Source organism: Rhodococcus sp. BP-316 (assembly GCF_019836105.1).
Taxonomy (GTDB): domain Bacteria; phylum Actinomycetota; class Actinomycetes; order Mycobacteriales; family Mycobacteriaceae; genus Rhodococcoides.
Genome location: NZ_JABUEE010000001.1, coordinates 630,492 through 650,818, shown reverse-complemented (window position 1 = coordinate 650,818; position 20,327 = coordinate 630,492). Strand labels below are relative to the sequence as shown.

Annotated in this window: 20 protein-coding genes and 2 tRNA genes; 14 read left to right on the top strand and 8 right to left on the bottom strand. The window is 68.5% G+C overall.

The window, feature by feature from the left end; translation table 11 throughout:
• Window positions 1–24: 24 nt before the first annotated feature.
• The 4 genes from HQ312_RS03030 (at window position 25) to HQ312_RS03015 (ending at window position 2,265) form a co-directional block, all read left to right on the top strand.
• Entirely contained in the window at window positions 25–1,011 is a 987-nt protein-coding gene (locus HQ312_RS03030; protein WP_222637757.1) for a YihY/virulence factor BrkB family protein, read from the top strand.
• 87 nt (window positions 1,012–1,098) lie between these two features.
• Window positions 1,099–1,170 (top strand) — tRNA-Gln (locus HQ312_RS03025).
• A gap of 83 nt (window positions 1,171–1,253) precedes the next feature.
• Window positions 1,254–1,326 (top strand) — tRNA-Glu (locus HQ312_RS03020).
• Between the two features lie 108 nt (window positions 1,327–1,434).
• Window positions 1,435–2,265 carry a glycosyltransferase family 2 protein gene (locus HQ312_RS03015; RefSeq protein ID WP_222637756.1) on the top strand — a complete coding sequence of 277 codons (831 nt, stop codon included), beginning with the start codon at window positions 1,435–1,437 and terminating at the stop codon, window positions 2,263–2,265.
• Window positions 2,266–2,308: 43 nt separating this feature from the next.
• Here HQ312_RS03015 and HQ312_RS03010 read toward each other — a convergent pair whose 3' ends face one another.
• On the bottom strand, window positions 2,309–3,010 hold the full coding sequence (locus tag HQ312_RS03010; RefSeq protein ID WP_222637755.1) for an IclR family transcriptional regulator: 702 nt from the start codon (window positions 3,008–3,010) through the stop codon (window positions 2,309–2,311).
• A gap of 61 nt (window positions 3,011–3,071) precedes the next feature.
• On the opposite strand from HQ312_RS03010, the gene leuC reads away from it, so the two are divergent.
• The 3 genes from leuC (at window position 3,072) to HQ312_RS02995 (ending at window position 6,026) form a co-directional block, all read left to right on the top strand.
• Complete coding sequence (gene leuC / locus HQ312_RS03005) at window positions 3,072–4,490, top strand: 3-isopropylmalate dehydratase large subunit (protein WP_222637754.1); 1,419 nt, start codon at window positions 3,072–3,074, stop codon at window positions 4,488–4,490.
• A gap of 54 nt (window positions 4,491–4,544) precedes the next feature.
• The gene (gene leuD / locus HQ312_RS03000; RefSeq protein ID WP_222637753.1) at window positions 4,545–5,153 is read left to right on the top strand and encodes a 3-isopropylmalate dehydratase small subunit; all 609 of its coding nucleotides are present in this window, start codon (window positions 4,545–4,547) and stop codon (window positions 5,151–5,153) included.
• Between the two features lie 162 nt (window positions 5,154–5,315).
• On the top strand, window positions 5,316–6,026 hold the full coding sequence (locus HQ312_RS02995) for an HU family DNA-binding protein (protein ID WP_027507003.1): 711 nt from the start codon (window positions 5,316–5,318) through the stop codon (window positions 6,024–6,026).
• Between the two features lie 77 nt (window positions 6,027–6,103).
• On the opposite strand, the gene HQ312_RS02990 is transcribed toward HQ312_RS02995, so the two are convergent.
• The 3 genes from HQ312_RS02990 to cofC form a co-directional block, all read right to left on the bottom strand.
• Entirely contained in the window at window positions 6,104–7,039 is a 936-nt protein-coding gene (locus HQ312_RS02990) for an NUDIX hydrolase (RefSeq protein ID WP_222637752.1), read from the bottom strand.
• Between the two features lie 9 nt (window positions 7,040–7,048).
• Window positions 7,049–9,178 (bottom strand): RNA degradosome polyphosphate kinase, encoded by a 2,130-nt coding sequence (locus HQ312_RS02985; protein ID WP_231476464.1) that lies wholly within the window; start codon window positions 9,176–9,178, stop codon window positions 7,049–7,051.
• Between the two features lie 186 nt (window positions 9,179–9,364).
• Window positions 9,365–10,063, bottom strand: a complete 699-nt coding sequence (cofC, locus tag HQ312_RS02980; RefSeq protein WP_027507000.1) for a 2-phospho-L-lactate guanylyltransferase — start codon at window positions 10,061–10,063, stop codon at window positions 9,365–9,367.
• 126 nt (window positions 10,064–10,189) lie between these two features.
• Between cofC and HQ312_RS02975 the strand changes: the two genes are divergently transcribed.
• A complete protein-coding gene (locus tag HQ312_RS02975; protein ID WP_222637751.1) occupies window positions 10,190–11,188 on the top strand; it encodes an NAD(P)H-dependent glycerol-3-phosphate dehydrogenase in 999 nt (332 codons plus the stop codon).
• A gap of 53 nt (window positions 11,189–11,241) precedes the next feature.
• Window positions 11,242–12,348 carry a D-alanine--D-alanine ligase family protein gene (locus HQ312_RS02970; protein WP_222637750.1) on the top strand — a complete coding sequence of 369 codons (1,107 nt, stop codon included), beginning with the start codon at window positions 11,242–11,244 and terminating at the stop codon, window positions 12,346–12,348.
• A gap of 18 nt (window positions 12,349–12,366) precedes the next feature.
• Here the strand turns inward: HQ312_RS02970 and HQ312_RS02965 are convergent, their stop codons facing one another.
• A complete protein-coding gene (locus tag HQ312_RS02965; RefSeq protein ID WP_222637749.1) occupies window positions 12,367–12,939 on the bottom strand; it encodes a DUF3515 domain-containing protein in 573 nt (190 codons plus the stop codon).
• A gap of 132 nt (window positions 12,940–13,071) precedes the next feature.
• Between HQ312_RS02965 and HQ312_RS02960 the strand changes: the two genes are divergently transcribed.
• Genes HQ312_RS02960 through HQ312_RS02945 form a run of 4 tightly spaced genes read left to right on the top strand, consistent with a single transcriptional unit; the run spans window position 13,072 to window position 15,715 of the window.
• Entirely contained in the window at window positions 13,072–14,031 is a 960-nt protein-coding gene (locus HQ312_RS02960; protein WP_308123773.1) for a thiamine-phosphate kinase, read from the top strand.
• Entirely contained in the window at window positions 14,016–14,516 is a 501-nt protein-coding gene (locus HQ312_RS02955) for a GNAT family N-acetyltransferase (RefSeq protein WP_037187035.1), read from the top strand. Before HQ312_RS02960 ends, HQ312_RS02955 begins: the two co-directional genes overlap by 16 nt.
• A 12-nt stretch (window positions 14,517–14,528) precedes the next feature.
• A complete protein-coding gene (locus HQ312_RS02950; protein ID WP_222637748.1) occupies window positions 14,529–15,050 on the top strand; it encodes a gamma carbonic anhydrase family protein in 522 nt (173 codons plus the stop codon).
• Entirely contained in the window at window positions 15,047–15,715 is a 669-nt protein-coding gene (locus HQ312_RS02945) for a uracil-DNA glycosylase (protein ID WP_027506993.1), read from the top strand. The genes HQ312_RS02950 and HQ312_RS02945 overlap by 4 nt, the downstream gene beginning before the upstream one ends.
• A gap of 8 nt (window positions 15,716–15,723) precedes the next feature.
• Here the strand turns inward: HQ312_RS02945 and HQ312_RS02940 are convergent, their stop codons facing one another.
• Window positions 15,724–16,515, bottom strand: coding sequence for an enoyl-CoA hydratase/isomerase family protein (locus tag HQ312_RS02940; protein ID WP_222637747.1), 792 nt, complete (start codon window positions 16,513–16,515; stop codon window positions 15,724–15,726).
• A 115-nt stretch (window positions 16,516–16,630) separates the two neighbouring features.
• Window positions 16,631–16,822: a 50S ribosomal protein L28 gene (rpmB, locus tag HQ312_RS02935; protein ID WP_042576517.1), complete on the bottom strand. Its 192-nt coding sequence runs from the start codon at window positions 16,820–16,822 to the stop codon at window positions 16,631–16,633.
• A gap of 243 nt (window positions 16,823–17,065) precedes the next feature.
• On the opposite strand from rpmB, the gene recG reads away from it, so the two are divergent.
• A complete protein-coding gene (gene recG, locus HQ312_RS02930; RefSeq protein ID WP_222637746.1) occupies window positions 17,066–19,294 on the top strand; it encodes an ATP-dependent DNA helicase RecG in 2,229 nt (742 codons plus the stop codon).
• A gap of 13 nt (window positions 19,295–19,307) precedes the next feature.
• Here the strand turns inward: recG and HQ312_RS02925 are convergent, their stop codons facing one another.
• Window positions 19,308–20,102 carry an SDR family NAD(P)-dependent oxidoreductase gene (locus tag HQ312_RS02925; protein WP_037187033.1) on the bottom strand — a complete coding sequence of 265 codons (795 nt, stop codon included), beginning with the start codon at window positions 20,100–20,102 and terminating at the stop codon, window positions 19,308–19,310.
• Between the last annotated feature and the right edge of the window lie 225 nt (window positions 20,103–20,327).

Genomic DNA, 20,327 nt, shown 5'->3' with positions numbered 1-20,327 from the left:
CAGTTCGGGCGAAAGGGTGTGGTGATGAGCTTCACCGATCGGATCGACAGATTTCAGCAGCGGCATCCCGCGATGGGGTTCCCGTTGGCCGTGTTCTACAAGTTCTTCGACGACCAGGGTGGCTACCTGGCAGCGCTCATCGCCTACTTCGGTTTCATCTCGCTGTTCCCGTTGCTGCTGCTGTTCTCCACCGTCCTGGGCATCGTCCTGGCCGGTGATCCCGAACTGCAGCAACGGATCATCGATTCGGCCATGAGCCAGATCCCCTTGATCGGTGAACAACTCGGCCAACCGGAAGGGCTGAGCGGGGGGACCGGGGCCATCGTCATCGGTGTCCTGGGATCGCTCTACGGCGGCCTGGGTGTGGCGGTGGCCGCACAGAACGCGATGAACGTCGCCTGGTCCGTCCCGAAGAACGATCGCCCCGATCCCGTCCGGGCGCGGGTGCGCGGCTTCGGCCTGCTGCTGACCGTCGGGACGGCCGTCATCGGCGTCACGATCCTGAACGGTTTCAACGCGGCGGGCTTCTTCGGCACGGTCGCACAGGTGCTCGTCACGATCGCGGCGATCGTGCTCAACACCGCCACGTTCGTCGTGGCGTTCCGGCTCGGGACCACGCGTGCGGTGAGCGTGCGCGACGTGCTTCCCGGAGCCGTCATCGGCGCGCTGCTGTGGCAGGCCCTGCAGTCCTTCGGTGGGCTGTACGTTCAACGCGTCGTCGGCGGTGCGGACACCACCAACGGTGTGTTCGCGATCGTCCTCGGGCTGCTCGCGTTCCTCTACATCTCCTCGCTGGTGTTGGTGCTGTGCATCGAGGTGAACGTCGTGCGGACCGACAGGTTGCACCCGCGCGCTCTGCTCACCCCGTTCACGGACAACGTCGAACTGACCGACGGTGATCGAGACGCGTACACGGCGCAGGCGGAGGCGCAGCGAAGCAAGGGTTTCGAGGAGATCGAGGTCACCTTCGGCGAGCCCGACGGGTTGCAGTCGACCGACTCAGCCCGCTGACCAGCCGATTTGGTGAATGCGGGATGGTGTTTGGTAGTGTTCTCCACGGCTCGAAACGGCCCGGAGAACGCGGCCGGACCAGGCCATTGGGGTATGGTGTAATTGGCAACACAGCGGTTTCTGGTACCGCCATTCTAGGTTCGAGTCCTGGTACCCCAGCGGAGATACACCCGATTTCGTCGGATGCTCTCGGCCGGTTATGCTCTCCCGGTTGCTCCACCTGATTCACAGATGAAGATCCTGGCCCCGTCGTCTAGCGGCCTAGGACGCCGCCCTCTCAAGGCGGTAGCGCGGGTTCGAATCCCGTCGGGGCTACAACACTCGAGGACCACCGCGATGCGGTGGTCCTCGTTTTCGTCGACGCGGTACCAGATGGTTTGGTTCGACTGGTGGGCGAGTGTCCGATTGTCGTACGTTGTTTGTGTGTCTTCACTACTGATTGCTGTTCCCGTCTACGGCCAGATCGACTACACCCACGCTGTGGTCCAGGATCTGCGGCGGGAGAACGCCACCTTCGTGATCATCGACAACCGCGGTGACTACATCCCGCTCGCCGACGAGCGCGTCGTCACGCCCGGCCGCAATCTCGGCTGGGCCGGCGGGTCGAACCTCGGGTTCCGCATCGCCTTCAGCGACGGCCACACCCATGCGATGACGCTGAACAACGACACGCGGTTGTCCCGCGGGTTCCTCGACGCGGTGACCGACCCGCAACTGCCGTCCGATGCGGGCATCGTCGTGCCGGTCTACGACGATGCCTATGGCCACCGAGACATGAAGACGACGTACTCGGGGCCCGCCGAGGACTACGTCCCGGTCGACCGGTACCGCAAGTGCTTCGCCGTGGACGGAACCGCCATGACGATCGCGAAGGACACCTGGCTCGCACTCGGCGGGTACGACGAACGCAACTTCGGGTCCACGGGCTGGGGTGCGGACGTCGACTTCTGCATCCGCGCCACAGCAGAGGGATTCGGCAGCTATGTCACCGAGCGCGCGTTCATCAACCACTTCGGCCGCGCAACGGCCATCGCGATGATGGGCAACCGCAAGTATCTCGCCAAGTCTGCGGTGGGCATGGTGGGCGGTGTGCTGCGCCTGCACCGGGGCAACGTGAGGAAGTGGCTGTCCACGCCGCAGCCGACAGTGCAGGAGTTCGAGCGCTCCGACGCCGTCTCGTCGAGAGGGCACGTTCCGGAGACCCGGTCGGCGCAGCGTCGGAGCCAACGGTGGGGCGAGCGTTCGCACGGCTGATCCGGTACGCGAGACCGAACCCCCGGATCGGCCGGGCTCCGCCTCAGAGGCGCTTCTGCACGGCGTCCGCGGCCGCGAGAAGGTCGGCGGCCCAGCGCGCTCCGGGGCGGCGCCCCATGCGGTCGATCGGGCCGGACACGGAGATCGCGGCGACCACGCGGTCGTCGCGTCCGCGGATCGGTGCGGCGACGCTGGCGACGCCGGGCTCGCGCTCGGCGGCGCTCTGCGCCCAGCCGCGCTTGCGTACCTCGGCTAGCACTCGCTCACCAAAGGCTGCGTCGGGGAGGACGCTGCGCTGTAGTGCGGGGTCGGCCCATGCCAACAGCACCTTGGCGCCGGAGCCGGCGGTGAGGGGGAGGCGGGCGCCGACGAGCACGGTGTCGCGCAGCCCGGTGGGAGGTTCCATGGAGGCCACGCACACGCGCACCGTGCCGTCGATGCGGTAGACCTGCACGCTCTCCCCGGTGATCTCGCGCAGCCGTGGCAGCACCATGGCCGCGGCGTCGAGAAGAGGGTCCTCGGCGGTGTGCGCGAGTTCGGCGAGCGCCGGCCCCGGTCGCCACAATCCGTCGGCGTCACGGCTCAGCATGCGGTGCGTCTCGAGTCCGATGGCGAGCCGATGCGCGGTGGCGCGGGGGAGCCCGGTGGCGGAACACAGGTCGGCGAGGCTGCACGGTTCGAGTGACGCAGCCTGCAGAACGCTCATTGCTTTGTCCAGAACGCCGATGCCGCTATGCTGTCCCATGTAGCGATACTAGCGTCTCACAACGTGAGATGGTGATCGTCGTCGGTCGAAAGGTGGAGTCATGGCAGCGAAGACCCTGGCGGAGAAGGTCTGGGATCAGCACGTCGTCGTTCGCGGCGGTGGTGAGGGTGACGCGACCAAGCCGGATCTCGTCTACATCGATCTCCACCTCGTGCACGAGGTCACCAGCCCGCAGGCGTTCGACGGACTGCGTCTGGCCGGTCGGCCAGTGCGACGGCCCGATCTGACGATCGCGACGGAGGACCACAACGTCCCGACGGTCGACATCGACCAGCCGATCGCGGATCTCGTCTCCCGGACGCAGGTGGACACCCTGCGGCGCAACTGCGAGGAGTTCGGCATCCGCCTGCACTCGATGGGCGACATCGAGCAGGGCATCGTGCACATCATCGGGCCCCAGCTCGGTCTGACGCAGCCGGGAACCACTGTCGTGTGCGGGGACAGCCACACCTCGACGCACGGCGCGTTCGGCGCCCTCGCGATGGGCATCGGCACCAGTGAGGTCGAGCACGTGCTGGCGACCCAGACACTGTCGTTGCGCCCCTTCAAGACCATGTCGGTCACGGTGGACGGCGAGCTCGGTGACGACGTCGGCAGCAAGGACCTGATCCTGGCGGTCATCGCACAGATCGGTACGGGCGGTGGGCAGGGCTACGTCATCGAGTACCGCGGCGAGGCCATCCGGAAGATGTCGATGGAAGCGCGGATGACCATCTGCAACATGTCCATCGAGGCGGGCGCGCGCGCGGGCATGATCGCCCCCGACGAGATCACGTTCGAGTACATCAAGGGTCGGCCGCACGCTCCCTCCGGTGAGCTGTGGGAGCAGGCCGTCGCCGACTGGTCCACGCTCGTCACCGACGACGGTGCCGTCTTCGACAAGGAAGTGCGGATCGACGGGTCGGCGCTGACTCCGTTCGTCACCTGGGGCACCAACCCCGGTCAGGGCGCCCCCCTCAGTGCGTCGGTACCCGATCCGGCCGAGATCCTCGACGAGGGCGAGAGTCAGTCCGCCGAGAAGGCGCTCACCTACATGGGTCTCGAGCCGGGCACGCCGTTGCGCGACATCACGGTCGACACCGTCTTTCTGGGGTCCTGCACCAACGGTCGGATCGAGGATCTCCGTGTGGCAGCGAGGATCTTGGACGGCCGTACCGTTGCCGACGGTGTGCGGATGCTCGTCGTTCCCGGCTCGATGCGCGTGCGCGCACAGGCCGAGGACGAGGGACTGGGCGCGATCTTCACTGCCGCAGGGGCGGAATGGCGCCAGGCGGGGTGCTCGATGTGTCTCGGCATGAATCCCGATCAGCTCGCTCCGGGTGAGCGATCGGCCTCGACGTCGAACCGCAACTTCGAAGGGCGCCAGGGCAAGGGCGGCCGTACGCACCTCGTCTCACCGGCCGTCGCCGCCGCCACCGCGGTGCGTGGACGGTTGTCGGCTCCCGCCGATCTCGGCTGAGTCGACCGAGAATCCGTCCGCCCCGTCCCTCGTACGCCCCGTCAGGAGCTCGTCATGGAATCGTTCACCACGCACACCGGAATCGGTGTCCCGCTGCGCCGCAGCAACGTCGACACCGACCAGATCATCCCCGCCGTGTACCTCAAGCGCGTGACCCGAACGGGTTTCGAGGACGGGCTCTTCGCGGGGTGGCGCACCGATCCCGGTTTCGTCCTCAACACCCCGCCGTTCGACAAGGGTTCGGTTCTCGTCGCCGGACCCGATTTCGGCACCGGGTCCTCTCGGGAGCACGCCGTGTGGGCACTCTCGGACTACGGATTCCGGGCCGTGATCGCGTCCAGATTCGCCGACATCTTCCGCGGAAACGCCGGAAAGGCGGGTCTGCTGGCCGCCGTTGTCGAGCAATCGGATGTGGAACTGCTGTGGAAATTGCTCGACGAGCGCCCCGGGACGGAACTCACCGTCGACCTCGAGACGAAGACGGTCAGCGCCGGAACACTGGTGGTGCGCTTCGATATTGACGACTACACGAGGTGGCGTCTGCTGGAGGGGCTGGACGACGTCGCGCTGACGTTACGCCAGGTAGAGGCCATTTCCGAGTTCGAGAAGTCGCGTCCGGAATGGAAGCCGAAGACACTTCCGGCGCCCGATCAGGCTCGGTGATTCCGGGCCGAAAAGGTCCTTCCCGCGACACTCATTGTGGCTGCGACGATTACAGCCGAACAGACTGTTTTGGCGTGGCTCGTGGACTCGTGCGCATTTCCGGTTTACCGTGGTACTCAGTCGGTCCGACGACGGGCCAATCAGTATGCGGAGGAATCACCGATGAACAAGGCAGAACTGATCGACGCCCTGACCGAGAAGACAGGCGCGGATCGCCGGAGCGCCACGGACGCTGTCGAGAACATCGTCGACATCATCGTGCGCGCCGTGCACCGCGGCGAGTCGGTCACCATCACCGGCTTCGGTGTCTTCGAGCAGCGTCGCCGTGCGGCCCGCGTCGCTCGTAACCCGCGCACCGGCGAGACCGTCAAGGTCAAGCCGACGTCCGTTCCCGCGTTCCGTCCCGGTGCTCAGTTCAAGGCCGTCATCGCCGGTGGCCAGAAGCTGTCCGCCACGGGCCCCGCCGTGAAGCGTGGCGCCTCCGCAGCCCCCGCGAAGAAGACTGCGGCAGCGAAGAAGACGGCAGCGGCGAAGAAGACCGCGGCCAAGGCTCCCGCGAAGGCGGCGACCAAGGCTCCCGCCAAGACGGCGGCGAAGAAGACCACGGCCACCAAGGCACCGGCCAAGACGGCGGCGAAGAAGACCACGGCCACCAAGGCACCGGCCAAGACGGCGGCCAAGAAGACCACCGCCACCAAGGCACCCGCCAAGACGGCAGCCAAGAAGACCACCACGGCCGCCGCGAAGAAGACCACGGCGACGAAGGCACCGGCCAAGACCGCAGCCAAGAAGACCACCCCGGCCAAGAAGGCCGCGCCCGCGAAGAAGGCGCCCGCCAAGAAGGCGCCGGCGAAACGTACTGCACGCAAGTAACGTTCCCGTTCGGCACGAAGGAGCCCCGGACCATCGGTCCGGGGCTCCTTCGTGTTCGTGTCGGCCGTACCGGCAGTTCAGTCGTGCCGGCTACGCGGGAGTGGCGAATCGGTGTAGTCCGCTGCCACCAGCACACCACCGACGAAGCTGAGCACCCAGACGCTGGCCTTGCGTGATCGGGTGCGGGAGAGGTCGACGCCGTCGCTCTCGGCCCACCACTCCATCAGGTTCGGAATCACCTTGCCCTGACTGCAGATCACCGGAACGCCGGACGTCGAGGCGATGATCTCGCGTGCGCGCTGACGTCCCTTGTCGGGATCCTGCGCGTACCCCTCCTCGGTCAGCGTGGGCTCCAGGGCCAGATCGACTCCGACGGACTCGGCCCACGGCGCGATGGTCTGGACGCACCGAGCACGCTCGGCGGTGAATCCGTCGGTGCCGCCGTAGGCCTGGATCAGAGGAACCAGTGCGGCCGCCTGGCGGACCCCGACGCTGTCGAGAGGCCGTTCGGCGTCGTCCCCCTTGTAGCGAGCCTTGCTCCCCGCCCGCGCATGGCGCACCAGCACAGCCGTACTCGTCGGGACCGGGTGCTGCGCGAAACGGCCGACGACGTCCCGGTCCGCCTCGTAGGTCGCGAGATCACGAGCCTCGGCGGGTGTGAGCCACCGCAGTTCGTCGACCTCGTCGTTGACGGCGAACTCGCCGTCCACGACTCGAGCTGCCCAGTAGTCCACCTGCTTGATCTTCTTCGAGCGCGGCAGCGGGTAGGTGGTGGTTCCGAGACCGTGTCCGAGAACGCACCGGAAACCGGTCTCCTCCCACACTTCTCGGACGGCGGCGACAGCGGGTACCTCGTCGGCCTCGACCTTGCCCTTCGGAAGGGACCAGTCGTCGTAGCGCGGTCGATGCACCAGCGCCACCATCGGCTCGTCGCCCTCGGGGCCCGGACACCACAGCACCGCACCCGCGGCCAAGATCGGATCAGGCGTCTTCGATGCGCGTGAGCTGCTCATCGACCCACCTCACGATCCGGTGTAGCGACGCTGGCGCATGAGGGACACCTGGTGATCCCGCACCGTCTCGCCGCTCGCGGGGGACGCCGTCCAGGCGCCGTCGGACTGCAGTACCCAGCAGCGGGTCGTGACATCCATGGCCGAGTCGAGCATCGAGTTCAGCTGACCGGACAGCTTCGGGTCCTTCACCTGAGCCATGACCTCCACGCGTCGATCGAGGTTGCGGTGCATCATGTCCGCGCTGCCGATCCAGAACTCGTCGATCGCCTCGAAGTGCAACACACGCGAGTGTTCGAGGAACCGTCCGAGAATCGACCGCACCTGAATGTTCTCGCTGAGACCGGGTACGCCCGGTTTGAGAGCGCAGATACCGCGCACGACCACCTCGACCTGGACGCCCTCGGTGGACGCCCAGTACAGCGCGTCGATCACCTGCTCGTCGACGAGTGCGTTGGCCTTCAGGCGGATTCGGGCTTTCGCGCCGTCCTTGTGCGCCCGCACCTCGGCCTCGATGCGCTCGACGATTCCCGCCCGCACACCGAACGGCGCGACGAGGAGGTTCCGGTACTGCTCCTTGCGCGAGTAACCGGTGAGCGAGTTGAACAGGTCGGTGAGGTCGGCGCCGATCTCGTCGGCGGCCGTGATGAGACCCACGTCCTCGTAGAGTCGGGCGGTCTTGGGGTTGTAGTTGCCGGTGCCGATGTGGCAGTACCGGCGAATGGTGTCGCCTTCGCGGCGGACGACGAGGCACGTCTTGCAGTGGGTCTTCAGGCCGACCAACCCGTAGACCACGTGCACGCCGGCCTGCTCCAGTTTGCGTGCCCAGGCGATGTTGGCCTGTTCGTCGAAGCGCGCCTTGATCTCCACGAGAGTCACGACCTGCTTGCCGGCCTCCGCCGCGGCGATCAGCGCGTTGACGATGGGGGAGTCGCCCGACGTCCGATAGAGGGTCTGCTTGATGGCGAGCACGTGCGGATCGGCTGCCGCCTGCTCGATGAAGCGCTGCACGCTGGTGGAGAACGAGTCGTACGGGTGATGCAGCAGTACGTCCCCGTCGCGCAGCGTGGAGAAGATCGATTTGGGCGTCTCGCGCTCACCGAAGGCGGGGTGCGTCGCCGGCACGAACGGTGCATCCTTCAGGACGGGCTTGTCGACGCCGTAGAGCTGCATGAGGCACGACAGATCGAGCAGTCCCGGCACCTGGATGACGTCGCCGGGATCGACGTCCAACTCGCGCAGCAACAGGCTGAGCATGTGGTCGGTCATGTCGTCCGCGACCTCGAGGCGCACGGGCGATCCGAAACGGCGGCGCGCGAGTTCGCGCTCGAGGGCCTGCAGGAGGTCCTCGTCCCGATCCTCCTCCACTTCGAAATCGGCGTTGCGCGTGATGCGGAAGGCGTGGTGCTCGACGATCTGGAGTCCCGGGAACAGAACGTCGAGATGCGCCGCGATGAGCTCCTCCATGGGAAGGAACGCGGGCACGGCGCCGACGTCGCCTCGGTGCAACTGCACGAACCGATCGACGTTGTCCGGGACCTTCACCCTGGCGAAGTGCTCGCCGCCCGTGGTCGAGTCCTTCACCGTCACAGCGAGATTGAGGCTCAGTCCGGAGATGTACGGGAACGGGTGGGCGGGATCCACCGCCAGCGGGGTGAGGACGGGGAACACCTGCTCGGTGAAATACCGTGTCAGACGGGTTCGCTCGTCGGAGGTGACCTCCGACCACCGGATGACCGAGATTCCCTCGTTCGCCAGCTCCGGCAGGATGCGGTCGATGAAGGTGCGGGCGTGACGGTCGGCGATCTCCTGGGTGCGCCGGGCGATCAACGCCAGCTGTTCGCGGGGGGAGAGTCCGTCGGCGGAGCGGACGGACAGCCCGGTCTCGTCGCGGCGCTTGAGGCCGGCCACCCGCACCATGTAGAACTCGTCGAGGTTGCTGGCGAAGATGGCGAGGAACTTCGCCCGCTCGAGCAGCGGCAGCGACGAGTCCTCCGCGAGTGCCAGCACCCGTGAGTTGAAGTCGAGCCAGCTCAACTCGCGGTTGAGATAGCGGTCCTCCGGGAGCAGGTCCACCGGCACCGCGGTGTCCGATGTCGCGGCCGGCGGTGCCGTGGGTGCGGAGGGTGCGCGGCTGGCCAGCGGCGCGCTCCACTCACCGTCGACGGCGTCACCGGGTGCTGCGGAACTCGTGGGGGCCCCGGAACGGGAAGGGGCGTCGGTCGTGCTTTCGGTCGCCTCGTTGGTCACGCGTCGATCATCCCTCACGCGGGCCGTGCGCGAGTAGTCGACCGCGTGCGAATTCGCGACGGGCCTCGCCCGGCCGTGTCAGCGCGCGGCGGTCCAGCCGAGCTCGGCGAGCAGCGCGGCGGTGTGCGGCCCCACCCCCAGGTCGAGGGCGGCGCGGACGTCGTCCGCCGTGTCCACGTCCAGACGCAGACCCGGCCAGGTGCCGCGGAGAGGGAACGCCCCGGAATCGACGTGTCGCGAGGCCGAGTCCGGACCGAACCGTGGTTCGAGGCGCCGGGGGCGACCCCGCACGATCAGGGCCGACGTTCCGGTTCCGGTGTGATCGATCACCACCGAGCGGGTGTCCGGGGGAGCGGCGGCGTAGGCCGCGACCAGTTCCGCGGTGCGCAGGGCGGGGAGGTCGGCCTGCAGGGCGATCACGTCGCCGCCGTGGGCGTCACTGATCGCGTCGTCCGCTGCGGACAGGGCGCGGTTGAGTCGCTCCACGGTGGTGGCGGCACCCGACTCGGGTTCGGACACCGTGTGTCCGCCGAGGGCGACGGCGACGCTCGCGACGCGAGAGTCCGGCGTGACGACCGACCATCCGGTGACGACGTCCGCCGCTGCGGCGGCCGACGCGGTGTCGCGCAACATCGCCAGCACGAGTTCGGCGCGTTCGTCGCCGGGGAAGGTCGTGGACAGTCGGCTCTTCGCGTCGACGAGGTTCTTCACCGCGAGCACGAGATGGACACCGCGCCGTGGGGCGGTGTCGGTCGGAGGTCGACTGGGCGTGCTCATGACCGTCGATCCTGCCAGCAGTCATTACCGCCGACTTCGTTCGGCAGGCCTCCGACATCGCTACTGTGAGCCGCCAGGGCTGCCGAGCGGGCGACGGCCTCGTGTCGATCGAGGAAAGGCTGGGTCATGGTCAAGGCAGCGGTGCTCGGTTCCGGTTCGTGGGGAACCGCGTTCGCGAAGGTGCTCGCCGACGCGGGCACCGACGTGACCATGTGGGCGCGTCGAGAGGAACTCGCGACGTCCATCCAGGAGAACCACCGGAACGACGACTACCTTCCGGGAGTCCCACTGCCGTCGGCCATTCGAGCGACTCACGACGCCGCGGAGGCGTTGGACGGGGCCTGCACGGTCGTCCTCGCGGTGCCCTCGCAGGCCTTGCGCGCCAACCTGGCGGAGTGGGCTCCGCTGATGGGGTCGGACGTCACCCTGCTCTCGCTCGCCAAGGGCATCGAGACGGGGACCCTCATGCGCATGTCGCAGGTGATCTGTCAGGTCACCGGTGCGGACCCGAGTCGCGTCGGCACGTTGTCGGGACCGAACCTCGCCAAGGAGATCGCCGCCGAGCAACCCACCGCGACGGTCATCGCGTGCCCGGACTCCAATCGCGCGATCGCGCTCCAGTCGGCGTGTGCCACCAGCTACTTCCGCCCGTACACGAACTCCGACGTCATCGGGTGCGAGATCGGCGGTGCGTGCAAGAACGTCATCGCCCTCGCGTGCGGCATGGCGGCGGGTATCGGTTTCGGGGAGAACTCGGTCGCCAGCATCATCACCCGCGGTCTCGCCGAGGTGACCCGTCTCGGTGTCGCGCTCGGCGCCAACCCGTCGACGCTCGCGGGTCTCGCCGGGGTGGGTGACCTCGTCGCCACGTGCTCGTCCCCGCTCTCGCGTAATCGCACGTTCGGCGAGCGGCTGGGTTCGGGTGGCTCGCTGGAGAGTGCGCAGGAAGCGGCGCACGGTCAGGTGGCCGAGGGTGTGAAGTCGTGCACATCCATCCGAGCTCTCGCGGAGGCCTACGACGTGGAGATGCCCCTCACCGACGCGGTCCACCGGGTCTGCCACGAGGGCCTCTCCGTTCCGGACGCCGTCCACAGCCTCCTGGGGCGTCGTCACAAGCCGGAGTGAACCGCGGCGGTGCGCGTCACGCCTCGTCCGGGGTTCGCCGGTACGGTGCTCACGTGACCGATCCCATCAAGGTCGCCGTGATCTACGGCGGTCGAAGCAACGAACACTCCGTCTCCTGCGTCTCGGCAGGAAGCGTCATGCGTCACCTCGACGCCGACCGCTTCGACGTGATCCCCATCGGGATCACGCGCGCCGGAACGTGGGTCGAGGGCACCGCCGACCCGACGGAGTTGCAGATCCGGGATCGCGTTCTCCCGTCGGTCGCCGGTGCGGGCGTCCCGCTCGCTCTCGGAGTCGATCCCGAGAACCCCGGTCGCATCACGCGCTCCGTCGACGGGACGGCCGAGGACATCGGTGCGGTCGACGTCGTCTTCCCGGTGCTGCACGGTGCCTACGGCGAGGACGGCACGGTCCAGGGGCTGTTCGAGGTCGCCGGCGTCCCCTACGTGGGACCGGGAGTCCTCGCGAGCGCCGCGGCGATGGACAAGGAGTTCACCAAGAAGCTGCTCGCGGCCGAGGGCCTTCCCGTCGGGCGCCAGGTCGTCCTGCGCCGCGATCGCGAGACCCTGACCTCCGACGAGCGCGACGTCATCGGTCTCCCCGCGTTCGTGAAGCCGGCCCGCGGCGGATCGTCGATCGGGATCACGCGCATCGTCGACTGGGCCGAGTTGGACGACGCGGTGGCCGTTGCGCGAGAACATGATCCGAAGGTCGTGATCGAGGCCGCCATCGTCGGCCGCGAGGTGGAGTGCGGTGTCCTGGAGATGCCGGACGGCTCCGTCCGCGCCAGCGTCGTCGCCGAGATCCGCATGGACGAGGCCTCGGCGTCGGCCGGTGGTGCGACGTTCTACGACTTCGACAGCAAGTACCTCGACGACGTGGTCGAGTTCGACATCCCGGCCCTGCTGGACGACGACGTCTCGACGGTGCTGCGGGAGATCGCGGTCCGTGCCTTCGCTGCGCTGGATCTGCAAGGTCTCGCGCGCGTCGACTTCTTCGTGACCGACGACGGTCCGGTGATCAACGAGATCAACACGATGCCCGGCTTCACGGCCATCTCGATGTACCCGCGGATGTGGGAGGCGACGGGCGTCGGCTACTCGCAGCTCGTCGGCACTCTCGTCGACACCGCGCTCGCACGGGGGACCGGACTGCGGTGAGAGGTCGGCCCTGCCGGATCAGTTGATCGGAGCGGGGTCCAGCGGCGTCTGCGGAAGGGCTCCCGACACCGCGGCAGACAGGGCCTGGATCGGTGTGGGGCCCGTGCCGTCGGGGATGGTGGCCGCGGCGTACACGCCCCGGTCGACGACGAACCAGGTGCTCGCGGCGAGGCCCTGATCCGCGCCCGACACCCGGAACCACTGCACGCCGTCGACGACGTCGAGAGCGGCGGCCTGATCGAATTCCGCCGGACGCTCGAGCCCACACCGCAGCACGATGGGGTCGGTGACGTCCTCGGACTGCCAGGCGGCCGCACCCACGGGCGCGGGGTCGGCCAGCTCGGCGCGGGTGAACGAGTCGAACATCTCGGGCAGTGCGCCGAGCAACGTCGCGCACTGGGTGCTCTCGGCGAGCGGCGAGGGGACCGCGCCGAGAGCGACGGGCTCGCGGACGGGAGTTCTGTTCGCCATGACCGCCGCGACGATGATGCCGACGACGAGCGCGACGGGCAGGGCGATCGCGGTGGCGATCAGAGCGGGGTGCAGACCCGTGGCCGACTCGTCCGTCGCGGTCGGTTCGTCCTGCGTCATCGTGCTCCCTCGTGTCGAACGGTCTCGGCGGAAACGTTACCCGCGCCCTGACGGGGGCCCGGATGCGTGACGACGACGACGCCCCGTGGGATGCTGCACGACGGTGATCCACGACGGTGATGGAGGAGTTCTGTGTCACAGGCGGACGATCCCGCGACCGGGACGGTGGGGGACCTCGGTGAGTTCGCACTCATCGGCCGCGCGACGGCCGGCCGTGTCCACCCCCCATCGGTCGCGATCGGGCCGGGGGACGACGCGGCGGTGATCGCCGCCCCCGACTCCCGCGTCGTCGTCACGACCGACATGCTGGTGGAGGGTCGACACTTCCGCCTCGACTGGTCGAGTCACCACGACGTCGGCCGAAAGGCCATCGCGCAGAACGCCGCGGACATCGCCGCGATGGGCGCGCGGTGCACGGGATTCCTCGTCTCGATGTCGTGCCCGTCGACCACCGCGGTGTCGGACGTGGACGCGCTCACCGCGGGTCTGTGGGTGGAGGCGACGCGAGTCGGCGCGTCGATCGTCGGCGGGGACGTCACGGGAGGGGACCGGCTGGTGTTGTCGATCACCGCGCTGGGTGACCTCGAGGGTCGACCCCCGGTGCTGCGGTCCGGTGCCCGGCCGGGGGACGCGCTCGCACTGTCCGGACCCACCGGCCGGTCCGCTGCTGGGTGGGCACTGTACGAGGCGGGCTCGACCACCCACCCGGATCTGCTGGCAGCACATCGCGTCCCGACGCCCGATCCCGCCGACGGTCCGGCCGCGGCGCGCGCGGGAGCGTCGTCGATGTGCGACGTGTCCGACGGCGTGATCGGCGACGCGGGACATCTGGCGGCGATGTCCGCTGTGCGGCTCGACATCTCGTCGGCCGACATGGAGATCCCCGAGGACGTGGTGCACGCCGGCACCGAACTCGGCGTCGACCCGCTGCACTGGGCTCTCGGCGGCGGGGAGGACCACGTGCTGCTCGCGACCTTCGCCTCCGACGACGTGCCGACCGGCTGGCGCCGGATCGGATCCGTGAGTGCGGGAACAGGAGTCACGGTGGACGGTGTGCGATGGGAAGGACCTGCGGCATGGACGAGCTTCTGACGGTCACGACCACTCGGCTCGACGACCCGGACGTGGTCGCGATGATCGACGAGGTCCAGCAGGAGTACGTGCGCCGCTACGGCGGCCCCGACGAGACGCCGCTCGACGTCCGAGAGTTCCTGCCGCCGCACGGCGTGATGCTGCGGGCCGACCTTGACGGCGCCGTCGTGGGTATGGGCGGCTGGCGGACCCACGAGCACGGAGGACCCGAGGCGGAGGGCCTGCGCACCGGCGACGCGGAGATCAAGCGCATGTACGTCCGCACCGAGGCGCGCGGCGCGGGCGTCGCGCGTGCCCTGCTGCGGACGATCGAGGACACCGCCCGCGACGCTGGCCGGCTACGACTGGTCCTCGAGACCGGATTGCGTCAACCCGAGGCCATCGGCCTCTACACCTCGAGTGGGTATCGACCGCTCGTACCGAAGTTCGGCCTCTACCGGCACGAGGAGCAGTCGGTGTGCATGGTGAAGGATCTGACCGGATGACATGCTGGAGCCATGACCGTCTACGCACTCGGTGACCGTGAACCCGACATCCACCCCACCGCCTATGTGCATCCCGATGCCGTCGTCATCGGTGCGGTGACACTCGCTGCGGGAGTGTCGGTGTGGCCCGGGGCGGTGCTGCGCGGCGACTACGGGACCATCACCGTGGGGCAGGACACGAACATTCAGGACGGCACCGTCGTGCACTGCACGCCGATCCACCCGACCGTGATCGGCGCCGGGTGCGTCGTCGGGCACAACGCGCACGTCGAGGGGGCGACCATCGGAGACGCGTGCCTCATCGCGTCGGGCAGTGTCGTCCTCAACGGCGCGTCCATCGGATCCGGCGCGATCGTCGGCGCCGGCGCCGTGGTCCCCTTCGACGCCGTCGTGCCCGAACGTCGGATGGCACTGGGGGTTCCGGCCAAGGTCCGCGAGAGCCACGAGGTGGCGGAGGGGCACGTGGACGTCAACGTCGCGATGTACAAGGCCAATGCGGAGTACTACCGGGGCGCGCTGCGCGTGCTGTCGTGACGGCGCCCGTCGCGGATCCGGGGTGGGCGTCCGCGCTCGGTCCGGTGGCCGACGACATCGCCCGGATGGGCGACTTCCTGCGCGCCGAGAACGCCGCCGGGCGAGGCTACCTGCCCGCCGGGGAGGACGTGCTGCGCGCCTTCAGCCGCCCGTTCGAGGAGGTGCGTGTGCTGGTGCTGGGACAGGATCCCTACCCGACGCCGGGACATGCTGTGGGACTTAGCTTCTCGGTCGCGCCCGACGTGCGGCCGGTCCCGCGCAGCCTCGCGAACATCTTCACCGAGTACAGCGCCGATCTCGGCCTGCCGACACCCACTACCGGTGATCTGTCTCCGTGGGCCGATCGTGGTGTGCTCCTGCTGAACCGTGTTCTGACCGTGGAACCGGGCAAGGCGGCGTCGCACCGGCGCAAGGGCTGGGAAGCGGTGACGGCGCAGGCGATCACCGCTCTGGTGAACCGACCCGGCCGCCCCCTGGTCGCGGTCCTCTGGGGACGCGACGCCGCGACGGCCAAGCCGCTACTCGGGTCCACGCCCACGGTCGAGTCCGTCCATCCTTCACCGCTGTCCGCGTCGCGGGGGTTCTTCGGGTCACGGCCGTTCAGCACCGTGAACGACCATCTCGCGACGCTGGGCGAGGAACCCGTCGACTGGCGTCTGGACTGAGGCGGCCGTCAGTGGCCGAAGGACGGCCGGCGCTTCTCCACGAAGGCGTCGACACCCTCGATGCCGTCCGCGGTGGACGCCTGGTGAGAGATCGAGTCGGTCTCGGCGTCGAGTTGATCGGACAGCGTCTCGGAGTCCGAGGCGAGCAGTAACCGCTTGGTCGCACGGGACACCTCGGTGGGCCCGGCCGCAAGAGAGCGCGCCACCCGCTCGGCCTCCGATGCGATGACGTCGTCACCGACCAACCGTGTCAGCAGACCCAGGCGGTAGGCCTCGTCCGAGCCGAGAACGCCGTCGGTGAGCAGGATGTCGCGCGCGCGGCGGGTGCCGATGATGCGGGGGAGAGCCCACGTCAGACCGCCGTCCGGAGTGAAGCCGAGCGCCGGATACGCGGGACGGAGCCGGGTGGATCGACCGCCGATCGCGATGTCGGCGTGACACACGAGCGACATGCCCGCGCCCGCTGCCCAGCCCGGTACTCCCGCCACGACGGGGACCGACACCGAGGTGAGCGCGCGGACGAAATCGTGGAACGTGTAGGCGAGCTGCCGGACGAACGCGCTTCTGTCGGGCGCCCCGTGGAAGGCGCGCACGTCGCCACCGGCGCAGAAGTTGGATTCGGCGCCGACGAGCAGCACGGCGCCCACGGACTCGTCGAGATCGGACAGCGACGCAGCGCCTGCGGCCATCGCCTCGCCGTTCAGCACGTTGCCGCCGCGGGGCGTCGCCACCCGTACGTACAGGACACCGTCCTCGACGGTGACGGGGGACGTGGCCGGGGGGTCGACTGATTCGGTCATCGTTCGAACTTAGACCAGGACCGCTCGGCTCCGGAAACGACAGAGTCGCCGGAGATGACAGAGGCCCCGATACCGAGGTATCGGGGCCTTGCCGTGAAAATGTCGTGCGGGAACGTCAGCCCCGGACCACCTTGCCGGCCTTGAGGCACGAGGTGCACACATTGAGCCGACGAGAGTTACCCGGCGCGACCTGCGCGCGGACGGTCTGGATGTTGGGGTTCCAGCGACGGTTGGTACGGCGGTGCGAGTGCGAAACCGACTTACCGAAGCCGGGTCCCTTGGCGCATACGTCGCAGACGGCAGCCATAGTCGCGAACTCCTTGGTATTCGAGGTGAGACCGGGACACGATTCGAACCGTGGCCGGTGTGGGGCAAGATCTTCGTACAACTGCGCCCGATACCTCCGGGCATGCCGGACGCGTCAGACGCAACCCTGCAAGACTAGCCGCTCGGGTGCCCCGAGTCCAAACCGGCCCGCACGCGCCGATGCCGCAGGTGCCTGGTGGAATGGTCGCACAGATGGCGGCAGCATCAGGACGGGAGCAGCGCGGTGGTTCAGCTCGGTGACCGGCTCGACCACGTACTGGGTCGCAGGGCCGCCGATCCGCTCGAGACGGCGTTCGGTCTCGTCACGGTCGAGGACCTGCTGCGTCACTACCCCTTCCGCTACGTGACACAGGGTCAGGAGCTGGCCCGCAAGGACCCGGACGACGGTGAACGCATCACCGTCGTGGGGACGGTGTCCAAGGCGGACCTCGTGCCCATGAAGGCGCGCAAGGGCCACATGCTCAAGGTCGTGCTCACGTGCGACGGTCAGAACGTCTCCGCCACCTTCTTCAACGGTCACAAGGTGCGTCACAACATCACGGTGGGGTCGCGCGCGATGTTCTCGGGCACGGTCAAGTGGTTCCGGACGTCCTGGTCGCTGAACCACCCCGGTTACCTGATGCTCGAGGGCGACGAGGACGACCTGGTGGGGCGCCCGCACGGCGGTGGCGAGCTCGCCGGCATGGCTCGCGGCGCCACGGACAGTTCCGGTGCGGTGAACATGTCCATGCTGTCGCTTCCGTTCCTTCCCATGTACGCGGCGACGCGGGAGGTCGAGAGCTGGACCTTCCTGCGCTGCGTGCGTCAGGTCCTGGACCAGCTCGATCGCGTCGAGGATCCGCTGCCCGAGACGGTGCGCGCCGAGCACGCGCTGATGAGCCTCGACGACGCACTGCGGGTCGTGCACTTTCCGGAGTCCGAGGACGACATCGAGAACGCGCGCTACCGTCTGCGCTTCGACGAGGCGACGGCGTTGCAGTTGGTGCTCGCCGAACGGCGCCACTCGGTGGCGGTGCGCACGGCGCCGGCCTGCGCGCGCGTGGCCGACGGTGTCGCCGCCGCTTTCGACGAGGTGCTGCCGTTCGAGCTGACCGACGGGCAGAAGGAGGTCGCCGAGGAGATCGAGAGCGACCTGTCCCGCACTCGGCCGATGAGCCGGCTCCTGCAGGGTGAGGTGGGATCGGGCAAGACGATCGTCGCTCTGCGCGCCATGCTGCAGGTGGTGGACGCGGGACTGCAGTGCGCGTTGCTGGCACCCACCGAGGTGCTCGCCACACAGCACCACCGGTCGATCACGCGGCAACTCGGGGCGCTCGCGACGGCCGGGGAACTGGGTGCGCCCGACCGCGCCACCCGAGTGGTGCTGCTGACCGGATCGATGTCGACGGCCGCGAAACGTGCCGCGCTGTTGTCGATCGTGACCGGAGACGCAGGCATCGTCATCGGCACTCACGCACTCATCCAGAGCACGGTGTCGTTCTTCGACCTCGGGATGGTGGTGGTCGACGAGCAGCACCGCTTCGGAGTCGAGCAGCGGGACGCGTTGCGCGCGAAGGCGAGAGAGGGCGTCAGCCCGCACCTGCTGGTCATGACGGCCACGCCCATTCCGCGGACGATCGCCATGACCACGCTGGGCGATCTCGAGACGTCCACCCTGCGTGAGCTTCCCCGCGGACGCGCGCCCATCCGCACCTCGGTCGTTCCCGCCCAGCACAGACCTGCCTGGGTCGAGCGAGCGTGGAGCCGGATCTCCGAGGAGGTGGCCGCCGGCCGCCAGGCCTACGTGGTGTGTTCGCGGATCGGCGACGAGAAGCCCGAGGATCTCGGCAAGGACACTCCGGACACCGCGTCGGCGGTCGATGTGTACGAGTCGCTCCGCGCCGGCGCTCTGGCGAACCTGCGCGTCGGGTTGCTGCACGGGCGGCTGCCCACGGAGGAGAAGGACGAGGTGATGTCCGCGTTCAACGACGGCGACATCGACGTCCTCGTCTGCACCACCGTGGTGGAGGTCGGTGTCGACGTCCCCAACGCCACGGTCATGGTCATCGTGGACGCCGACCGGTTCGGCGTGAGTCAGCTGCATCAGCTTCGTGGCCGCATCGGTCGTGGCGGCCACCAGGGTCTGTGCATCCTGCTCACCGAGCTCGCACCGGGCACCCCCACCTACGCGAGGCTCGACGCCGTCGCGGCGACGACCGACGGGTTCGAGCTCGCCGTTCTCGATCTACGGCAACGCCGGGAGGGTGACGTGCTGGGCGCAGCGCAGTCGGGCACCACGACGACCCTGCGACTGTTGTCACTCCTCGATCACCTCGACATCATCACCGCGGCCCAGACCTTCGCCCGCGACGTCGTCGATCGGGACCCGGGGCTCGTGGAGCACCCCGGTCTCGCGGCGATGATGCGATCCGCCGTGGACGCGACCAGGGTGGACTTCCTCGACAAGGCGTGAACGCCCGACCCGGTCAGTGCATGTGGCTTCCCCCGTTGATGTCCAATGTGGTGCCCGTCAGGTAGGACGCGTCCTCCGACGACAGGAACGTGATGATCGCGGCGACCTCACGAGCAGTGGCGACGCGTCCCACCGGGATGCCGTCGGCGATCGCCTGCTCCTGCTCGGGCGTGCTCCCCACCCGGATGGCGGTGTCCGCGGCGCCCGGAGTGACAGCATTCACCGTGACCCCGGTGTGTCCGATCTCGCGGGCCAGCGCCTTGGTGAAACCGAGAACCGCCGCTTTCGCCGAGGAGTAGGGCACCTTGCCGAACACGCCGCCGCCGCGTTGAGCCGACACCGACGACATGTTGACCACGCGTCCCCACCCGGCATCGATCATCGCGGGGAGGAAGGCCTTCGTGACGAGGTAGGTGCCGGTCGCGTTGACCGCCATCACCTTGTTCCACAGGTCCAGCGTGGTCTCGAGAAACGGCACCGGTGACGTGATGCCGGCGATGTTCGCCAGGGCGCCCACGGTGGGGAGCGATCCCGACTCGACCTCGGCGGCCACGGCCGCACGAGCTCGCTCCACCGACGACTCGTCCGCCACGTCGACCTCGTGACCGAAGGCCCGGACGCCGTACGCATTCGCGATGTCCGCGGCGACCTTGGCCGAGGCCTCCCCGTCGAGATCGAGGACGACGACTGCCCAGCCCTGCTCGGCGTACAACGCCGCGGTCGCGCGGCCGAGGCCCCGTTCCGAGGCAGCTCCCGTGACGACGGCGGTACGGCTGACGGTGGCCGGTCGGGCCAGAGTGTCGAACATGGTGATCTCCGATACGGGTGTGGGGGAACGGCTGTCGAGGCTGGTGTCACGGTTCGAGAGGGGCGACGGCCGGTGTCGGCCGCCTGCGAAGGCTCGTCGTGATGCAGCACACAGTAAGACCCGAACTGCGGTTCAGTCAACTGTTGGACACCAACAGTTGACTGTTGACAGTGAACGTGCGGTGGGTCACACTCGTAATCGATGACGGCATCCGTCACCCTTTCC